At 65.0% G+C, this 19,658-nt stretch carries 16 protein-coding genes; 13 read left to right on the top strand and 3 right to left on the bottom strand.

The features are described from left to right. Nucleotides 1-8: 8 nt before the first annotated feature. Nucleotides 9-2,651, top strand: a complete 2,643-nt coding sequence (locus tag ACVOMB_RS04855) for a hybrid sensor histidine kinase/response regulator (RefSeq protein WP_481530139.1) — start codon at nt 9-11, stop codon at nt 2,649-2,651. A gap of 137 nt (nt 2,652-2,788) precedes the next feature. Here ACVOMB_RS04855 and ACVOMB_RS04850 read toward each other — a convergent pair whose 3' ends face one another. Continuing rightward, nucleotides 2,789-3,448, bottom strand: coding sequence for a response regulator (locus ACVOMB_RS04850; RefSeq protein WP_481530138.1), 660 nt, complete (start codon nt 3,446-3,448; stop codon nt 2,789-2,791). Nucleotides 3,449-3,567: 119 nt separating this feature from the next. Between ACVOMB_RS04850 and ACVOMB_RS04845 the strand changes: the two genes are divergently transcribed. The 8 genes from ACVOMB_RS04845 (at nt 3,568) to ACVOMB_RS04810 (ending at nt 13,139) form a co-directional block, all read left to right on the top strand. Next, complete coding sequence (locus ACVOMB_RS04845; protein WP_481530137.1) at nt 3,568-4,716, top strand: OprO/OprP family phosphate-selective porin; 1,149 nt, start codon at nt 3,568-3,570, stop codon at nt 4,714-4,716. Between the two features lie 122 nt (nt 4,717-4,838). Continuing rightward, nucleotides 4,839-6,104 (top strand): amino acid deaminase, encoded by a 1,266-nt coding sequence (locus ACVOMB_RS04840; protein WP_481530136.1) that lies wholly within the window; start codon nt 4,839-4,841, stop codon nt 6,102-6,104. Between the two features lie 23 nt (nt 6,105-6,127). Beyond that, nucleotides 6,128-7,483 (top strand): GntT/GntP/DsdX family permease, encoded by a 1,356-nt coding sequence (locus tag ACVOMB_RS04835; RefSeq protein WP_481530135.1) that lies wholly within the window; start codon nt 6,128-6,130, stop codon nt 7,481-7,483. 2 nt (nt 7,484-7,485) lie between these two features. Further along, a complete protein-coding gene (locus ACVOMB_RS04830; RefSeq protein ID WP_481530134.1) occupies nt 7,486-8,361 on the top strand; it encodes a MurR/RpiR family transcriptional regulator in 876 nt (291 codons plus the stop codon). 3 nt (nt 8,362-8,364) lie between these two features. Continuing rightward, the gene (locus ACVOMB_RS04825) at nt 8,365-9,804 is read left to right on the top strand and encodes an N-acyl-D-amino-acid deacylase family protein (protein WP_481530133.1); all 1,440 of its coding nucleotides are present in this window, start codon (nt 8,365-8,367) and stop codon (nt 9,802-9,804) included. Nucleotides 9,805-9,838: 34 nt separating this feature from the next. After that, nucleotides 9,839-10,237 (top strand): RidA family protein, encoded by a 399-nt coding sequence (locus ACVOMB_RS04820; protein WP_481530132.1) that lies wholly within the window; start codon nt 9,839-9,841, stop codon nt 10,235-10,237. A 366-nt stretch (nt 10,238-10,603) separates the two neighbouring features. Then, on the top strand, nt 10,604-11,809 hold the full coding sequence (gene gltS, locus ACVOMB_RS04815) for a sodium/glutamate symporter (protein ID WP_481530131.1): 1,206 nt from the start codon (nt 10,604-10,606) through the stop codon (nt 11,807-11,809). A gap of 88 nt (nt 11,810-11,897) precedes the next feature. Next, complete coding sequence (locus tag ACVOMB_RS04810) at nt 11,898-13,139, top strand: FAD-dependent oxidoreductase (RefSeq protein ID WP_481530130.1); 1,242 nt, start codon at nt 11,898-11,900, stop codon at nt 13,137-13,139. A gap of 6 nt (nt 13,140-13,145) precedes the next feature. Here ACVOMB_RS04810 and ACVOMB_RS04805 read toward each other — a convergent pair whose 3' ends face one another. After that, entirely contained in the window at nt 13,146-14,402 is a 1,257-nt protein-coding gene (locus tag ACVOMB_RS04805) for a flavohemoglobin expression-modulating QEGLA motif protein (protein ID WP_481530129.1), read from the bottom strand. A 360-nt stretch (nt 14,403-14,762) separates the two neighbouring features. Beyond that, nucleotides 14,763-15,860, bottom strand: a complete 1,098-nt coding sequence (gene rsgA, locus ACVOMB_RS04800) for a ribosome small subunit-dependent GTPase A (protein ID WP_481530128.1) — start codon at nt 15,858-15,860, stop codon at nt 14,763-14,765. A gap of 349 nt (nt 15,861-16,209) precedes the next feature. On the opposite strand from rsgA, the gene ACVOMB_RS04795 reads away from it, so the two are divergent. From ACVOMB_RS04795 to ACVOMB_RS04780, 4 genes are all read left to right on the top strand, one after another. Beyond that, nucleotides 16,210-17,481 carry a pyridoxal phosphate-dependent aminotransferase gene (locus tag ACVOMB_RS04795; protein ID WP_481517827.1) on the top strand — a complete coding sequence of 424 codons (1,272 nt, stop codon included), beginning with the start codon at nt 16,210-16,212 and terminating at the stop codon, nt 17,479-17,481. Between the two features lie 9 nt (nt 17,482-17,490). Further along, on the top strand, nt 17,491-18,132 hold the full coding sequence (locus tag ACVOMB_RS04790; RefSeq protein ID WP_481530205.1) for an SGNH/GDSL hydrolase family protein: 642 nt from the start codon (nt 17,491-17,493) through the stop codon (nt 18,130-18,132). After that, complete coding sequence (locus tag ACVOMB_RS04785; protein WP_481530127.1) at nt 18,129-18,827, top strand: class I SAM-dependent methyltransferase; 699 nt, start codon at nt 18,129-18,131, stop codon at nt 18,825-18,827. The genes ACVOMB_RS04790 and ACVOMB_RS04785 overlap by 4 nt, the downstream gene beginning before the upstream one ends. 79 nt (nt 18,828-18,906) lie before the next feature. Continuing rightward, entirely contained in the window at nt 18,907-19,236 is a 330-nt protein-coding gene (locus ACVOMB_RS04780) for a DUF6172 family protein (RefSeq protein ID WP_481530126.1), read from the top strand. Nucleotides 19,237-19,658: the final 422 nt, after the last annotated feature.

Below are 19,658 nucleotides of genomic sequence, written 5' to 3'. Positions count from 1 at the left end.
ATCGGGGCATGCCGTTCTTCCCAACCCATCGGCGCCGCATGCGCTGGCTGCTGCCACTCACAGCCACCTTTGTCATCGCGGCGATGAGCTTGGTGGCGCTGCGCCATTTCGAGCGCAGCAGCCTTGCCAGCGACGCCGAGCGGGCGGCAACCCAGCTGCATCTGCACGGCGAGGCCCTGCAGGCCCTGATCGAACGCCACCGCGTGCTGCCAGCGGTACTGGCCCTGGACCCGGATGTGCGTACCGCATTGGCCCGGGCCACGATGGACAGCGCCGAGCTGGACCGCCTCAATCGCAAGCTCGAACGCGTCAACGGCGTGGCCGCCACCTCGACCCTGACCCTGCTTGACCGCAACGGCGTAGCGGTGGCGGCCAGCAACTGGCGCATGCCGCGCAGCAATAACGTCGGCAATAGCTACCAGTTCCGCCCATATTTCCGCCAGGCGATGCAACAGGGCAGCGGCACCTTCTATGCCGAGGGCGTGACCACCGCCATGCCCGGCTATTTCCTGTCCGAAGCAGTCCGCGATGAGAGCGGCAATCCGGTAGGTGTGGTGGTGGTCAAGGTCATCCTGCGGCCGCTGGAGCAGACCTGGGCAGACACCAGCGACACGGTTTTCGTCAGCGACAGCAACGGCGTGATCTTCCTCTCCAGCCATCGGCCTTGGCGCTATCTGACCCTGCATGCACTGGACAACGGCGTCCGCGAGGAACTGCTGCGCACCCGCCAATACACCCATCTGCCGCAACAGCAGCTGCAGTATTCGGCAGGCACACGGCTGGGGCCGAATCAGCAACGGGTGAAATTACCCGATGCCGGCGACGTGATCTGGGTCTCGCAGCCGCTGCCACAACAGCAGTGGAACCTGCACCTGCTACGCAGCACCGCCAGCAGCAGCAACAACGCGCGTACCTTTGCCGGCGCGGTAATGGCCAGCCTGATTGCCTTGCTGCTGCTGGGTTATGGGCTATGGCAGCGGCAACGACTGGCACGCTTGCGCGAACGCAGCCGACGCGAGCTGGAACAACTGGTGGAGCTGCACGCACAGGAACTGCGCACCGCCCAGGACGGCGTCGTGCATGCTGCCCATGCAACTGACTATGGCGAGAGCGCCAGCCTGCAACATCTGCCGCAAGGAGTATGCGTGGTCGATGCCAAGCTCAACCTGGTGGCCTGGAACAGGCGCTATATCGAGTTGTTCCGATTCCCGCCCGGGCTCATCCAGGTGGGCCGCCCGATTGCCGATGTCTTCCAATACAACGCACGCCGCGGGCTGCTCGGCCCCGGCCCGGTGGAAGAAGCCATCGAACGCCGGCTCAACCACCTTCGCTCGGCCACCCCGCATATGCACGAGCGCGAGAGCGGCGATGGCAACGTCATCGAGATCCGCGGCAACCCGCTGCCGGACGGCGGCTTCGTCACCAGCTATACCGACATCACCGCCTACCGCAACGCCGCCCGCGACCTGCGCTCGCTGGCCGACACGTTGAGGCTGCGGGTCAGCGAGCGCACCCACGATCTGGCCGGCGCCAAGCGCGATGCCGAGGAAGCCAATCAGGCCAAGACGCGCCTGGTGGCCGCCGCCGTGCACGACCTGCTGCAGCCGCTGAATGCCGCGCGCATGTTTCTATCGGCCCTGCGCAGCCGTCTGACCGATACCGACAGCCGCGATATCGCCAACAACGTCGACAACGCCCTGACCGCGCAGGACGGCATCCTGACCAGCCTGCTCGACATCTCGCGATTGGAATCCGGCGCGCTCGAGAAGCGGGTCCGTGATTTCGCACTGGAGCCGTTGCTGGAGGCACTGAGCATCGAATTTGGCATCCTCGCCAATGCGCGTGGCCTGCTGGTCAGCCACGTTGCCACCACTGCGGTGGTGCGCAGCGATGAAGCACTATTGCGGCGGATCCTGCAGAACCTGCTATCCAATGCAGTGCGCTACACCCGCAGCGGCCGCATCGTCATTGGCTGCCGCCGCGACGGTGAACAGCTGCGCATCGAAGTACACGACACCGGCACCGGCATTCCGGAAGCGCGCCAGCAGGAAATCTTCGAAGAGTTCCGCCGGCTCGACAACGCCGGCAGCGAAGAGGCCGGTGCCGGCCTCGGGCTGGCCATCGTCGACCGCATCGCCCACCTGCTCGATCACCGCATCGGCCTGCGTTCCACGCCCGGGCGCGGCAGCGTGTTCTCGGTCACCTTGCCACGCGGTGATGTCGGCTGCTGCACACTACCGGTGACGCCAGCGGAGGAACCACAAGCAGACTCCCTGCTGGCCGGCTGCCGGGTCTGGTGCATCGACGATGACCCCCGCATCAGCCTGGCCACCCGCCTGCTGCTGGAACGCTGGGGCTGCCAGGTGGAGTTCGCTGGCGGCGTGGAAGCCGCGCAGGCAGCAGCACGTGCCGACAATGTTCCCGATCTGTTGCTGTTGGACGTACGCATGGGCGATATCAGCGGCCCCGACCTGCTGCCCCTGTTGGTGGAAGGCTGGGGCAGTGAGCCCGGGGTGATCCTGTTCACCGCTGAGCAGGACCCGGATCTGCACGAGCTCGCACGCGACCGCAACTGGGGGTTTGTTTCCAAGCAGGCACGGACTGCGGCACTGCGGTCGTTGATGACACATCTGTATCAGCGTGGGAGCTGAGTCAACAACGTGCGCCACTGCGCGGTAGAGCCGAGCCATGCTCGGCTGGGGCATTACCAGCAGACCTTCACCTGTAGCGCCGAGCCATGCTCGGCTGGGGCATTGCCGGTAAAGCCTCTGCCGAGCATGGCTCGGCACTACCCAGCGACCCCAGGCAACTCAGGCTCCCACTCTGCCTCAAGCGTCTTCAACAACACCGCCGCTTGGGTGCGGCTATTGCATTCAAGCTTTTTCAGCACAGCGGTGACATGCACCTTCACCGTGTTCTCGGCCAATCCAAGCACGTGGGCGATCTGCTTGTTGAGCAGGCCATCGGCCATGCACAGCAACACGCGGATCTGTTGCGGGGTCAGCCGTGCCAGCCGCGAGGCCAGCAGCGCGTCATGCTCGGAGCGCACCGCAGCCAATGGCGGGAAACAGGTATCGCCGTCCATCGCCGCAGCCACGGCCGCACCTATCGACTCCACCGGTGCAGATTTGGGAATGAAGCCGACTGCGCCGAATTGCTGTGCGCGGCGGATTACCCGCGGATTGTCATTGGAGGAAATGATGATCACCGGCAACTCGGGCCGTTCGCCACGCAACCACACCAGCGAGGAGAACCCATGTGCGCCCGGCATGGTCAGGTCGAGCAGGACCAGATCCACATCGGCGTGCTCGGCCACGGCCTCGGTCAAGGCCGAAACACTGGCCACTTCCAGCATCTCGCCCACGGCTCCGCCATCGCGCAATGCATGCAGCACGGCGGCGCGGAACAACGGATGGTCGTCGGCGACAAGCACCTTGATAAGGCTCATGCCGGCAGTTTGGCACGGGCGCAGCTCACCCGCCCTAGCCCTAGTCCCAAATCGCTATTGGTGGCCACACGGGCCCTGTCTATCGTCCGCGCTCTCCCTTATTTATGCCGAGGCAACGGATGGCCGTATTCACCCTGCGCGCTTCATTTACCGGGCTGCTGATGCTGGCTGCCGCGCCCGCTGTGCTCGCCAACGACGACTTTACGGCTACTGCCAGTGGCCGCCTGTATTACGAATTCGCCCATTTCGACAACGACAAGCGCGGCCCAGCCGAACGTAGCGGCGACGATCTACGCGCAGCGTGGCTGGGCGTTGCCGGCAAGGTCCACAGCGTTGGCTACAAGCTCGAAGCCGACTTCGCCGGCCATCGCCCGGTCGCCCGCGACGTCTACCTCACCCGCAAAATCGGCAGCGCCTTGCTGACGATTGGCCAGTTCAAGCAGTTCTATACGCTGGACGACCGCAGCAGCGCCAATCACACCCCCACCATCGAGCGCAGCTTCCTGGTGCAGTCAGTGGGTACGACTTACCGGCTAGGGGTCGGCGCACAGGGAAATCACGACGGAATCTTCTGGAGCGGCAGCGCTTTCAGCCTGGAAAGCATCGACGTATGGCAGGCGAAGGGCCACGGAATCGGCGGCCGGGTCGGCCACGCGCCATGGAGCCAACCGGGCCATGTTCTGCACTTTGGCGTGTCCGGCGCCCGTGAGCGCCACAGCCATCCGGGCGCTGATGGTGCCCTGCCGTTACGTGCGCAGGCCCGTACCACCGGCCACTATGGTGACAACGGCCGCCTGCCGCTGGTGGACTTCCGCAGCGGTCGCGCGGTCACGGTCAACCGCTACAGCTTCGAAACCGCCGGCGTATCCGGCCCGTGGTCGTGGCAGGCCGAGTACGGCGGCGCCCGCTACAACGATGGTCAGCAACGTGGCGAAATCCAGGCCGGCTATCTGCAGGGCAGCTGGCTGCTTACCGGCGAAACCCGCCCGTATGACGCCAAGGGTGGCCGGTTTGTCCAGTTGGAGCCGGTGGGTGACTTCGGTGCCTGGGAACTGGTGGCCCGCTATGACCGCATCAACGGCCGCCAATGGCCGGCACAGCACCGCGACGTCACCGCTGAAGCCTGGACGGTCGGCGTGAACTGGTACGCCTCCAAGAACGTCCGGCTGATGCTGGACTGGACCGACAGCCAGCGTCGTGATGAACTGCGCGGGCAGACGCTGGACCACACCGGCGTACTTGCCGGCCGCGCCCAGCTGCACTTCTAGGCCCCCGTTTGGCCCGACCCACTTGGCGCCGGGCATACAAGAAAATAATTTTCACGTATTCTCCACCATTCGCCCCAATAGCCACCCATAATCCGGGGTGACCACGGCAAGAGGTAGGATTCGTGCAGGAAAATTACTTTCATTCCGAAGCAGTTCTAGTCGGCAAGGGTCTCCCCAGCGGCGGCCCGTGGACTCCGGCATCGATTGCGACTGCCGCGCCGTCCATTCTCGAAGAGCAACTCAGCCTGCCCGCCGCCGTGCTCAGCGCCTCGGCGCTGCAGCACAACCTGCAGTGGATGCGTCGGTTTGCGCAGGCCTACGGCTGCCAGCTGGCGCCGCACGGCAAAACCACCATGAGCCCGGCGCTGTTCCGCATGCAGCTTGATGCCGGTGCCTGGGGCATTACCTTGGCCACCGCGCCACAGACCGTTGCCGCCCATGCCGAAGGCGTGCAGCGCGTGCTGCTGGCCAACCAGCTGGTCGGCAAGGGCAACTTCGAGCTGATCGCCTCCCTGCAGCAACGCGATCCCGGCTTCTGGTTCGCCTGTGTAGTCGACTCGGCAGCCAATGTGGCCGCGCTGGGCAGCTACTTCAGCGCGCGCGGGCAGCAGATCAAGGTATTGCTGGAGATTGGCCTGGCCGGCGGCCGTACCGGCGTGCGCGATGACGCACAGGCGCAGGCTGTGCTGGACGAAATTTCGCGCTGGCCGGATGCGGTCGCGCTGGTCGGCGTGGAAGTCTATGAAGGAGTCGCCGGCGACGAGGCTGGTGTACGCGCCATGCTGCAGCGCAGCCTTGCGCAGTGGCAGGCGATCCGCGCCGACGGTGGTTTCCGCCAGTTGCCGGCCATCCTCAGCGGCGCCGGTTCGGCCTGGTTCGACGTGGTGGCCGAAGAATTCTCCGTGCTAGCCAACGACGCGGACGCGCAGATCGTGCTGCGCCCGGGCTGCTATCTCAGCCACGACGTCGGCATCTACCGACAGGCGGCCGAGCGCATCCATGCCAGCAATCCGGTCGCACGCGAAATGGGCAGCAGCCTGCAGCCAGCGCTGCGGCTGTGGGCTTACGTGCAGTCACGCCCAGAGCCCGGCAAAGCGATCATCGCGCTGGGCAAGCGCGATGCCGCCTTCGATGCCGGCTTGCCGGTGCCTGCGCTGCACTATCGGCCCGGCGATGCGGCGCCGGGCGCCGCCGCCGCGCATTGGAAGGTCACTGCGATGATGGATCAGCACGCCTTCCTCGAACTGCAGGCCGACGATGCATTGCAGGTGGGCGACATGCTCTGTTTCGACATTTCCCACCCCTGCCTGACCTTCGACAAATGGCGCCACCTGCTGGTGGTCGATGACGCGCACCGCGTTGTCGGCGCTGTTTCCACGCAGTTCTAACCGCTTCCATCGAGCCTGTACGCATGACCGACGGTAATCTGCTGTTGATCTACGCCGCATTGTCGATCCTTGCACTTATCGTGCTGATCGCCCGCTTCCGACTCAACCCTTTCATCAGTGTCACCCTGGTATCGGTGGGCTTGGCGCTGTTTGCCGGCATGCCGGCGCCGGAGATCCTGCCGGCCTATGAACAAGGCGTCGGCAAGACGCTTGGGCATATCGCGCTGATCGTCGCGCTGGGCACCATGCTCGGCAAGATGATGGCCGAGTCCGGTGGCGCCGAGCGCATCGCGCGCACCTTGATCGCCCGCTTCGGCACCAAGAATGTGCACTGGGCGATGATGCTGATCGCCTTCTGCGTGGGCTTGCCGATCTTCTTCGAAGTCGGCTTCGTGCTGCTGATCCCGATCGTACTCAATGTCGCCCGTCGCACCGGCGTGCCGCTACTGCTGGTCGGCCTGCCGATGGTGGCTGGTCTGTCGGTGGTGCACGGCCTGGTACCGCCACATCCGGCGGCGATGCTGGCGGTGAATGCCTATGGCGCCGATGTCGGCCGCACCGTGTTCTATTCACTGCTGGTCGGTTTGCCGACGGCAGCCCTGGCCGGCCCCGTATTCGCCAAGTTTGTTGCGCCACGGGTCAAGCTGCCCGCGCACAATCCGATGGAAGCGGCGCTGTTGGACGAAGGCCACAGCCGCATTCCCGACGAGCAGCTGCCCAGCTTCGGCATCACCCTGGCAACCTTGTTGCTGCCGGTAGTTCTGATGCTGCTCGGCGGCTGGGCCGACCAGATCGCAACACCCGGCTCGACGCTCAACCATGGCCTGCGCTTCATCGGCCACTCGGTGGTGGCGCTGCTGCTGGCGACCTTGATGAGCTTCATCACCCTGGGCCTGCTGCGTGGCTTCAGCCGTGAGCAGATCCTCAAGTTCACCCAGGAATGCCTGGCACCTACCGCAGCGATCACCTTGCTGGTCGGTGCTGGCGGCGGCCTCAACGGCATCCTCGTGCACACCGGCGTCGCCGCCGAGATCATCGGCCTGTCGCAGCGTTTCGAGCTGTCGCCGCTGCTGATGGGCTGGACCATGGCTGCGCTGATGCGCATCGCCACCGGCTCGGCAACCGTGGCGATGACCACTGCCTCTGGCATCGTCGCGCCGATTGCTGCTGCCATGGGCTACGCCCACCCTGAATTGCTGGTGTTGGCCACCGGCGCCGGCTCGGTGGTGCTGTCACATGTCAATGACGGTGGCTTCTGGCTGGTGAAGGAATACTTCAACATGACTGTCGCCCAGACCTTCAAGACCTGGACGGTGCTCGAAACCCTTATTTCCGTCATCGCCCTGTCCTTGGTGATGGCCCTTTCCATGGTGCTCTGAACATGTCGCAGAATACGTTCGATATCGTCTATGAGCTGCGCCAGCGCCAGCACGAGTTCAGCCCGGTGGAAGCGCGCATTGCCGCAGCCATCCTCGCCGACGTGGATGCCGCCGCGCAGTACGGGGTCAGCGAGTTGGCCGAACGCGCCGAAGTCAGCGCCGCCGCCATCTCGCGCTTCGCCAAGGCACTGGGCTGCGAACACGTGCGCGAACTGCGTGCACGTCTGGCCTCTGCCAGCGCGGTGGGCAAGCGCTTCCTGGAGCAGCAGAATGCGCCGCCGGTGTCCGCCCTGTACGCGCAGATCTGCGATGACATCCAGGAAAGCCTGCGCCACAACATCGCCAACCTGAAAGAAGACGTGGTGCAGGGCCTGGCCGATGCGCTGTGCAAGGCGCGGATGATCCACATCTTCGGCCTGGGCGGTTGCTCCACCGTTTTCGCACAGGAACTGCAGAGCCGCCTGGTACGCTTCGGCCGCCCGGTCTCGGCCTGCAGCGACTCATTGATGATGAAGATCATCGGCGCCACGCTGGGCCCGGAAGATCTGGTGCTGGTGTTGTCGGTCAGCGGCATCACCCCGGAAATCGTCGCCGCCGCCGACATCGCCCGTACCTACGGCGCCCGCATCGGTGCCATCACCCAGGCTGGCACCGCCCTGGCCGAGCGCAGCGACTGGCTGCTGCCGATCCAGATCGAGGAAACGGATTTCGTGTTCAAACCCTCCGCGTCGCGCTACGCGATGATGCTGGCGATCGACGTGCTCGCCACCACCACCGCACTCAGCGATGCCAACGCCAACCACGAGCACCTGCGCCGCATCAAGCTGGCGCTGGACCGCCATCGCGGCGGTGATTCGCGCCTGCCGCTGGGTGACTGATCCATGCATGATTTCTTGATACGCAATGCCCTGATATTCGATGGCAGCGACCAGGCTGGCGTGCAGGGTGATGTGGCCATCAATGCCGGGCGTATCGTCGCGGTCGGCCAACTTGGCGACGCGGCGGCAGCAAATGTGGTTGACGCACAGGGCCTGGCCTTGGCGCCGGGCTTCATCGACGTGCATACCCATGACGACCTTGAAGTGATCCGCAACCCGGACATGCTCAGCAAATTGTCGCAGGGCGTGACCACCGTTGTAGTCGGCAATTGCGGCATCAGCGCCAGCCCGGTGCAGATCCGCGATCAGGTACCGGACCCGATGAACCTGCTGGGCGACGCCGAGGATTTCCGCTACGCGGATTTCACCAGCTACCGCAAGGCGGTGGAACTCGCCGGCCCCGCCGTGAACGTGGCTGCGCTGGTCGGCCACACTGCCCTGCGCCAGAACCATATGGACCGGCTTGACCGCGCCGCCAGCGACGCTGAAATCAGCGCGATGCGGGCACAGCTGCGCGACAGCCTCGCTCAAGGTGCATTGGGGCTGAGCAGCGGCCTGGCCTACGCATCGGCTTTCAGCGCCCCGTCTTCGGAAGTGGATGCGCTGGCCACGGAACTACCGCGCAACGGTCTGTATGCCACGCACCTGCGCGACGAATTCGGCGGCATCCTCGATGCAATGGAAGAAGCCTTCCACGCCGCACGTGCACCGCAGGCCGCGGTGCGCGTCTCGCACCTGAAGTGCGCCGGCATCGACAACTGGGGCCGCAGTGGCGAAGTGCTGGCCAGCCTGCATGCCGCCTCGGCTACCCAGGATGTCGCCTGCGATTGCTACCCGTACGCCGCCAGCGCCTCGACCCTGGACCTGAAACAGGTCACCGATGCCTTCGACATCCTGATCACCTGGTCCGAGCCCGAACCCAGCCAGGGGGGGCGCCTGTTGGCTGCGATCGCTGCCGACTGGAATGTGTCGCTGATGGATGCTGCGATCCGCCTGCAACCGGCCGGCGCGGTCTACCACGGCATGGACGAGGCCGACGTCCGCCAGATCCTCGCCCATCCGTTGACCATGATCGGCTCGGATGGTTTGCCACGCGATCCGCGTCCGCATCCGCGACTATGGGGGACTTTCCCGCGCGTGCTTGGCCATTACGCCCGCGATGAGCAGTTGTTCCCGCTGCATACCGCCGTGCACAAGATGACGGGTCTGCCTGCGTCGCGCTTCGCGATGGGCGCGCGCGGCTTCATCCGTGCCGGCTGGTGCGCCGACCTGGTGCTGTTCGATCCGGCCCGGGTACGCGACACCGCCAGTTTCCACGACCCGATCCGCGCCGCCGAAGGCATCAGCGCGGTCTGGGTCAACGGCTGCCTGAGTTACGACGGCAAGCAGGTCGTTGCCCGCGCTGGCCGTTTTGTCTGCCCCGAGGCTGCCCCGGCAGCCTGAGTTGCAACCGCTGTACCCATATAAAGGAATACCGATGAGTGACATCAAACGCTATGGCGCCGAAGGCGGCGTTGGCCAAGGCAAGCAGCACATGCCGTTCTCGCGCGCAGTCGAAGCCGACGGCTGGCTGTTCGTGTCCGGGCAGGTACCGATGCGCAACGGCGAACTGGTCGCCGGCACGGTGACCGAGCAGTCGCACGTGGTCATCGGCAACGTGTTGGAGATCCTGGCCGAGGCCGGCTACGGCCCCGAGCATGTGGTGCGCTGCGGCGTGTGGCTGGACGACGCCCGCGACTTCTACGCCTTCAACGGCGTGTTCAAGCATTACTTCGGCGACAACCCGCCGGCCCGCGCCTGCGTGGAAAGCCGCATGGTGGTGGACTGCAAGGTGGAAGTGGATTGCGTGGCCTACAAGCGCCCGCAGCGCGACTGAGCCAAGCAGGAATACCCGGCAGAGCCTTACCGGACACCCCTGACTGTAGTGCCGAGCCATGCTCGGCAGGGGCTTTACCGGGCAGCCCTAACTGTAGTGCCGAGCCATGCTCGGCAGGGGCTTTACCGGGAGAGCCTCTGCCGAGCATGGCTCGGCACTACAGTGCTGCGGCATTACCGGTAAAGCTTCAGCCGAGCATGGCTCGGCACTACAGTGCTGACAAAGCCTTGCCGAGTATGGCTCGGCACTACACCTCTGCATGCACCGATCTGGCCCTTATGCCGGTCCAGTGCCAATAGGCCCGGTTGCTATTGTGCGTAAGGAACGACAAAGTTCGCCCTTTGCTGGTGTAAGGTCCCCACCCCTATGATTCAACTTGACGCCGTACAGACGGTCGCCTTCGCGGGCTTGACCCTGTTCGCCGGCTACGCATTGTGCCGTGCCATCCCGTTTTTCCGCCGCTACAACCTGCCTGAACCGGTGGTTGGCGGCCTGCTGGTGGCATTGGCCGTGTGGTGGGCGCATGGTCAGCAGACCACCCTGTTCACTCTCGACACCACCCTCAAGACTCCACTGATGGTGGCCTTCTTCACCACGCTGGGCATCAATGCCAGCGTGCGGCTGCTGCGGGTCAGCGGCAAGCAGGTGATGTTGTTCCTGCTGATCGGCAGCATCTTTGCGGTGCTGCAGAACCTGATCGGCATCAGTGTGGCCAAGATGTTCGGCCTGAATCCGATGTTCGGCGTGCTGGCCGGCTCGGCAACGCTGACCGGCGGCCCGGCCACTGGCCTGGCCTTTGCCGGGCATTTCGAGCAGGCCGGTCTGGTCGGCGCGGAAAGCCTGGCGGTGACGGCGGCAATGGCCGGCATCATCTGCGGCGGTCTGGTTGGCGGCCCGGTGATCACCGTGCTCATGCAGCGCTTCAAGGTGCCTCATCCCAGCCAGAAAGCCACCGGCGCGCAGCTCGGTGAGGACGAAGCGGTAACCGTGCGCTACCCCAGCGAATCCGCGCGCGAGTTCGATGCACTCAAGAGCATCGTCGTGCTGTTGATGGCGATGTGGCTCGGCGTGTGGGTGGGCAAGGGCTTCGAAGGCATGGGCCTGACCCTGCCGACCTATATCGGCGCGATGCTGGTGGGCGCCATCATCCGCAACGTCGACGATTACACCGGCTGGATCAAGCTGTCGGTGCCAACCACCGATCTGATCGGCAACATCAGCCTGGCCTTGTTCCTGGCCATCGCGCTGATGGATCTCAAGCTGTGGGAATTGGCTGGCATGGGTCTGCCGCTGCTGGTCAACCTGATCATCCAGGTATCGGTGGTTGCGCTGTTCGCGGCACCGATCTACTGGTTGATGGGCCGTGACTACGACGCGGCAGTGATGGCTGGCGGCTTCATCGGCTTCATGCTCGGCACCACCGCCAACGCGATGGCCGTGATGCGGCGGTTGGCACAGCGTTACGGGCCGGCGCCGCGCGCCTTCCTGGTGGCACCATTGGTCGGCGCATTCTTCATCGACTTCATCAATGCGCTGATCATCACCGGCTTCCTCAACTTCTGGCCGCACTAAGCAGTCGGTTCCGTGCGCCATACCCGTGCCTTGTGCGCGGGTTGGCGCGACAATGGGCTCTCACCTGCCCAGTAGCACCGTTCCGCTGATGACATCCAACGCTGCACCCCACGTTTTTTCCAGTCATGACCTCGTCATCATCGGCGCTGGCGTGGTGGGGCTGGCCACCGCGTATGCCGCCGCAAAGCGCGGCTGCTCGGTGCTGTTGCTCGACCGCAACGCCGGCCCGGCATTAGGCACCTCGTTCGCCAATGGCGCACAGCTCAGCTACGCCTATACCGACGCGATGGCCGGCCCGGCGACCTGGGCACAACTGCCGGAAATGGCGTTCGGCCGCAACGGGCCTTTCCGCACACGCTGGTCGGCTGATCCGGATTTCCTGCGCTGGGGGCTGGCTTTCCTGCGTCAGGCCAACACGGCCGGACTGCAGCGCAACACCTTGGCCACACTGGAACTGGCGCTGGAATCGCGCCAGGCCATGCAGGCCTTGCTGCAACAACACCCCATCGATTTCGACCACGAGGTCTCCGGCAAGCTGCACCTGTACCCGTCCGTCGATGGCGTGCAGGGAGCCGCCGCGATGATCGCGCTCAAGCGCGGCTACGGCGTGCAGCAACGCTTGGTCAACGCGGCCGAAGCGACCGCCATCGAACCGGCACTCAGCGACGCACCGTGGTTGGCCGGCGGGGTTTACTCACCCGAGGAGGAAGCCGGCGACCCCTACCGCTTCAGCCAAGGCCTGCTGCAGGTATTGCAGCAGCAGTACGGCGTGCAGGCATTGTTCGGCTTCGATACGGAGTCATTGCGCCGTGCCGATGGTCACTGGCAGTTGCAGGCCGGCGACGGCCGCAAGCTGCAGGCACAACGTGTGGTGGTTTGCGCAGGCATCGACAGCTCGGCGCTACTCAAGTCGCTGCGCTTACGCATGCCGGTGATGGCGATCAAGGGCTATTCCTTCACCGCACCGTTGGGCGCAAATGCACCCAAGGCCAGCATCACCGACACCAAGCGCAAGCTGGTGTTCTGCCGTTTGGGCAAGCGTATCCGCGTTGCCGGCCTGGCCGACCTCAACGACTGGAATCCCGCGCCCGAGCCGGCGCGGCTGGCAACACTGATCGCACAGGCACGCGCCTCGCTGCCTGAGGCAGCCGACTACGAGCACATCGAAAGCAGTTGGGCCGGTCTGCGTCCGGTTACCCCATGGACCTCACCGATCATCAAGAACCTCGGCGATGGTCTGGCCTGCAACATCGGCCACGGCATGCTCGGCTGGACGCTGGCGATGGGTAGTGGCGAACGCGCGGTACAGCAGTTGCTGGGCACGCCCTGAGCCAACTCAGCTTTCGCTGATCTGATCCATGCGGATGCGGTTGGCGAACAGCGAGAACGCCAATGCGCCGGCAAGGCCATTGGCGCGGTTGATCCACTGCGGCAACCAACGCGGCGGTGCCAGCACCCCGGCTTCAAACAACGGCGTCAGCGTCTGTGCGTCTTCCAGCGTCATCTTGCCGGCAAACAGCCAACGACAGGTCTGCAGCTGTTCATCGCGCAGCATCTGCCGGAAGAAGGTGTGCACCGACACCAGCCCGCGCAGGTACACGGTGTCCTTGGTGAAGGCCGCGCCGCCGCTGGTGGGAACCCCACGGAACACGCGCTGTGCGGAGGAAAAACTCTCCTCGGCAGTCTGCCCAGCGCCACGGAAGTAGTTGAAGACCTCGATGAAATCGGCGCCATCGCGCGCCATCGCGATCGCCTCGATACGCAGGCTGATGCGCTTGAGCCGCTGGATGTCGATGCTGCCGGTGATCTGCTCGGCAAACGTAGCAAGGCCCTCCTGGGTCGCGGTGATACGCGGCGAAGACAGCGCCAGACTGGGCAATATCACTTGATCGCGGCCGTTGAGCGCGGTCAGCGAATGCACCAACGCTTCGTGGTGGTAGAGCTGCGCGCGGTCGTAGGCGCTGAAGGTGGCGCGGGTGCGCAGGCGGATGCGGGTTGCGCCGGCCGCAGCCTTGGCAATCAGTTCCGGGTCCAGCTCCACGGTGATCATGCGGCCGGCGAAGAACTCATCCAGGTCGCTCTGCAGCATCAGCTGCAAGGCAGTGGCCGATACCGGCACCTGCTCCTCCGGTGCCAGCAATTCGTGGTCCAGCTCCTGCGCGATCTGGATGAAATGCCGCGCCGCATCGCGTGTGGTCGGGCCATTGCCCGGCATCGGCTGCTCGGGCACACCGAACAACTGGGTGGAATAGTCATCCACCGCGCGCGTGCCCAGGCCTTCCAACAGGCTGGCAGCAAGATCCCAGCTGCGCGCCGAATCCTGGATGTAGCTACCCAGCGGATGGCTCGCGTCCACCGCTTCCATCACTGCGGCCAACTCGCGCCGCGTTTCGCTGAAGTCGAGCTTGGGATAGTCCACCTGCGGCAGCAGCGGGTTGCCGCGCGCCACGCTTTCCAGGAACGGGGCCTGCGTATTGGCCGGCCAGCTCGTCAGGCTCAGCAGACGGATGCCTTTCACCGCCGCCACCATCCGCGCATCCAGCGCGGCGTGATGGTTGATGGCTGGATCGTTGTGGGTATCAACCGTGTCCATGCCTACCTCGTTCAAATCAGGTAATAAAACGCAGCCATCGCGCTTGTTGTAGGAGCGGCGTAAGCCGCGAAGCCACGACCGCATCAGCGTCGCGAACAGCCTACCCCTCCCCAACCCTCCCCTTTGCTGCGCAAAAGGGAGGGAGCCGAAGCAGCGGCGTAAGCCGCGAAGCCACGACCGCATCAGCGACGCGAACAGCCTACCCCTCCCCAACCCTCCCCTTTGCTGCGCAAAAGGGAGGGAGCCGAAGCAGCGGCATAAGCCGCGAAGCCGCGACCGCATCAATGCACGAATAGCTTACCCCTCCCCAACCCTCCCCTTTGCGGCGCAAAAGGGAGGGAGCCGAAGCAGCAAGCGGCTTCAGCGCCGCTTGCCCTTGTTTATCGGCCGCCACTGCGCACCGCGCCCGGTATGTTTGCGTTCGGTGGCCTGCTCGGCCTGACGCTGGGCAAGTTTGGCTGCAGCCAACGCCACTTCTTCGCGCAGCTTGAGGTAACTCTCCAGCCGGCTTTCATCGATGTCACCGCGCTCGATGGCTTCCTGTACCGCACATCCCGGCTCACTGTGATGCGAGCAGTTGCGGAACTTGCATTGCGTGGTCAGCTCTTCGATATCGGCGAAGCCACCTTCGGACAGGGTTTCCTCACCGGTCGGCTTGAGCTCACGCATGCCGGGTGTATCGATCAGGCAGGCGCCGTAGGGCAGCGACATCAGCGCGCGATGGGTGGTGGTATGACGACCGCGCGAATCGTTGCTGCGCACTTCGTTGGTCTTCATCCGGTCCTCGCCCAACAGCGTGTTGGTCAAGGTGGATTTGCCGGCACCGGAGGAACCCACCAGCACCACCGTATTGCCAGGGCCCAGCCAAGGCAGCAGGGCAGAGACGCTTTCCGGGTCCTTGCCGTTGATCGCCAGCAGCGGAATCTGCTGCGCGGCCAGATCTTCCAGCACCGCCAGCGCGTCTTCGCTGTATTCGGTCTGGTCGGCCTTGGTCAGCACCACCACCGGTGACGCACCGCCGCCGCCAACCAGCAGCAGATAGCGCTCGATGCGGCGCGGATTGAAGTCGGCATCCAGGCCGCAGACGATGAATACCGTATCGATATTGGCCGCGATCACCTGCTGGTGATAATGCTCACCGGCGGCACCGCGCTTGATCGAGGTATGCCGCGGCAGCAGCGCAACGATGCGCTTGCCGTCCAGCAGCACCCAGTCACCTACCGCCGCACGCTCATGGCTGGGGAAACGCGGGCGCTGCCATTCCGGCGGCGACTCGGTCTTGAGGCTGTTATCGGGCGCATCGGCGACCACATAGCCGGAACGGTGCTGCTCGATCACCCGCCCTGGGCGGGCCTGCGGGTGGGCGGCAAAGGCCTCCTGCCATTGCGGGTCCTCGGGAGCACCGGGCCAGGGCCAGCCGATATGGCGCAGCGAATCGAAGTCGATGGAATCAGTCATTGGGTGATTCTACCGGGGTGGGGCTTGGCGCCGGGAATGGCGGTTCAGTTGAGCCTGGATCTGGGCTGGGACTGGAAGGCTGGGGCTGGAGCCAAGGCAGATCAAGAACACCCCTCCCCAGCCCTCCCCTGCGCTGCGCGCAAGGGAGGGGGCAAGGCTTGGCTCCCTCCCTTTGCCGCAAGGCAAGGGGAGGGTTGGAGAGGGGCGCCGTTGCCCTTGCTTGAACGCTTGCTTTTACCTGCAACCAATCCCCAATCCAGGCCCCCTGCGGCCGGCCCGCAAACCCCCGCCCCGCAGCGCAACAATTCAGCTACCATGCGAAGTCCATGCCCTTGATGGCCCTGAGAAAATGTCAAGCCCTGTCAAACCGCTAGCCACCCGTGAACGCCTGTCTGAAGTCCGCTACGAAATCCGTGGTGAACTGGCCCGACGAGCGCGGGAGTTGGAGGCCCAGGGCCGCAAGCTCATCAAGCTCAATATCGGTAATCCCGGTGCATTCGGATTCCGCGCGCCTGCACACCTGCAGCACGCCATCGCCGATGACATGGGCCGCACGGATCCCTACACCCATCAGCAGGGTCTGCCGGTAGCGCGTGAAGCCATCGCCGCCGCCTACGCGCGCCGTGGTGCGCCCGATGCCGTGGCTGACCGCGTGTTCCTTGGCAATGGCGTGTCCGAGCTGATCGACCTGTCGCTGCGCGCCCTGCTCAACCCGGGCGACGAAGTGCTGGTGCCCTCGCCGGATTACCCGCTGTGGTCGGCTGCCACCATCCTCAACGATGGTCGCCCGGTGTATTACCGCTGCCGTCCGGAAAACGGCTTCCTGCCCGATCCGGTGGAGATGGAAGCACTGGTGTCCTCGCGTACCCGCGCCATCGTGCTGATCAACCCGAACAACCCAGTCGGCGCCAGCTACCCGCGCGAGCTGCTGGAAAAAATCGTCGCCATTGCCCGCAAGCACAACCTGTTGCTGCTGGTGGACGAAATCTACGACCAGATCCTGTACGACGGCACGCAGTTCCAGCCGGTCGCACCGCTGGCCGGCGATCACCCCTGCCTGACCTTCAGCGGCCTGAGCAAGGTGCACCGTGCCTGCGGTTGGCGCGTGGGCTGGATGCTGCTGTCCGGTGCCGGCGAGCAGCTGGGCGAGTTCCGCGCCGCACTCGACCTGCTCAGTGCGCTGCGCCTGTGTGCCAACGTGCCCGGCCAGTACGCCATCGAAGCCGCGGTCAACGGCCCGGATACCATTTCCGAACTGTGCAGCCCCGGTGGCCGCCTGTACGAAACCCGCCGCGCGGTGATCGAGGCCTGCGAGGCCAGCGAGCATCTGTCGCTGGTGGTGCCGTCGGGTGCGCTATACGCCTTCCCGGCAGTCGTCGGCCCGGCCGCACAAGGCTTCGACGACCACGACTTCGCCCTGCAGCTGATGGAAGAAGAAGGCGTTCTGGTGGTGCCGGGCTCCAGCTTCAACGTGCCCTACCGCAACCACTTCCGCGTGACCCTGTTGCCCGAGGCCAGCGTGATGCGCGAGGTGTTCGGCCGCATCGACAAGCTGCTCAGCCGGCGCGCCGAGGCAGTCACCAAGGTCGTGCAGCTCAAGCCGCGCAGCGCGGTGGGCTGATTGGTCTTGATCAGCGAAACCGCAGCCACCTCCACGTCTTACCTGGCGCTGGGCGACTCCTACACCATCGGTGAAGGCGTGGCCCAAGCCGATACCTGGCCGTTCCAGCTCGCCGCCGCGCTACGCGCACAAGGCATCGTGCTGGACGACCCGCAGGTCATCGCCACCACCGGCTGGACCACCGACGAGCTGGCTGCTGCCATCGACGCCGAAGCCCCGCAAGGGCCATACGCACTGGTGAGCCTGTTGATCGGGGTCAACAACCAATACCGCGGGCGGCCGTTGGCTGAGTACCGGCAGCAGTTCGAGCAACTGCTGCAGCGCGCGATTGCCCTGGCCGGCGAAGACCCGCGACGGGTGCTGGTGCTGTCCACGCCGGACTGGGGCTTCACCCCGTACGCGCAGCAGAACGGCCGCGATGCGGCGCAAGTCGCCCGCGAGATCGACGATTTCAACGCCGCCGCGCACGCCTGCTGCGGCGACTACAGCGTGGCCTTCGTCGACATCACCCCGACCAGCCGCGACGGCGGAGAAACGGTGGAAATGCTGGCCGATGATGGTCTGCACCCTTCGGCCGCCATGTACCAGCGCTGGATGGAAACCGCCTTGCCGGTAGCTGCGGAACTGCTGCAGGCAACCCCTGCCACGTGACGGAGCATGCCGGCCATCAAGCCTTTTCGGCTGATGCCGCCAAGGCCATCGCCAGCGCATTTGCTCCAATACAGCCCTGGGGCAACCGCTGGGACTATTACTACACGCTGGGCAAACTGCGCAGCGACCCGCTCTATCCCGGCGTGCTCGAAGCACTAAGCGGCAGCAGCGCACCGCTGCTGGACATGGGCTGCGGCCTGGGCCTGCTGGCGCATGCACTGCGCCACGACGGGCAATCCATGCCCTACCGGGGCGTCGACAACGACACCGCCAAGATTCGGCGGGCAAACAATGTCGCCAAGCGCTCGGCGCTCAGCGCCAGCACCTTCGACGTCATGGATCTGGCTACCACCCTGCCCGCCCATCGCGGCAGCGTCGCCATTCTCGACGTATTGCAATATCTGCCCGACGACGCCCAGCGATCCCTGCTGCGCAATGTGGCGGCAATGCTTGAGGATGACGGCCGGCTGGTGATGCGCATGGCTCTGGCCGACGAAACCCGCCGTGGCCGAATCTCGCGCATCGGCGACCGCGCGGCCAACCTGATCGGCTGGATGCAGTTCAGGCCCCGCCACTACCCCGATGCCGACTCTTTGCGCGCTTTACTGCAACAATGCGGCCTGACCGTCAGGCTCACCCCGCTGTACGGCAATACCCCATTCAACAACTGGCTGCTGGTCGCCCGACGCGGTTGAACCACGGTCAAGCCGTTTGCACCGATAATGGTGCCATTCCCTGCCGGCCCAACCGGGCTGGCGCAGCAACGAGATTCCCGTGAAGAAGACCTATAGCCTCGCCATCGAAGGCAAGCACCCCGACCGCCTGCTGGAAGCCAGCAAGCACGACATCCGCAAGTACACCAAACGTGAGCGCGGCAAGGCACTGCCGGCCGGCGCCGATTCCTGGGGTTTCGACAGCAAGCTGGGCGTGGACGAAGCCTCGGCCAAGCCGGTGGCGTATGACGAGCTGTTCCGCGCAATCGACGCGCTGGTAGCCGCTGGCAACACCCAGTTCTACGTCGAAGTGCTCAGCAAGACCGCCAAGCGCAGCCCGCGCCCGGTAGCCGATGCAGCCCCGGCAGCAGAGACCGATTTCGAAGATTGATCGCCCAAGCCCCTTCGCCACAGGCAAAAGGGGCAAGCGGTAGTGCCGAGCCATGCTCGGCAAGGGCCTTCCAGGCAATGCCTGTGTAGTGCCGAGCCATGCTCGGCAGGAGCTTTCCCGGTAAGGCCGGTGTAGTGCCGAGCCATGCTCGGCAGAGGCTTTCCAGGCCATCCATCCACATGCAAGAACGATGTGGGAGCGGCGTAAGCCGCGAAACCGGCACCATTGTGATCACCAACTGGTCCGCAATCTGCCGGATCTTGGGCTTCGCGGCTTACGCCGCTCCTACAGACGCTTGGCCGGCAGGGCCTCTGCCGAGCATGGCTCGGCACTTATCTCTTAGCGGTCTGTCACCTTAGGTGCCGAGAGCCCGGCGCGGGCGACCGTTCGGCACTAGGTCTTTTCGATCGCTTGGTAGCAAG

The organism is Stenotrophomonas sp. STEN018, assembly GCF_056760235.1.
This window is presented reverse-complemented; position numbering and strand designations above follow the sequence as displayed.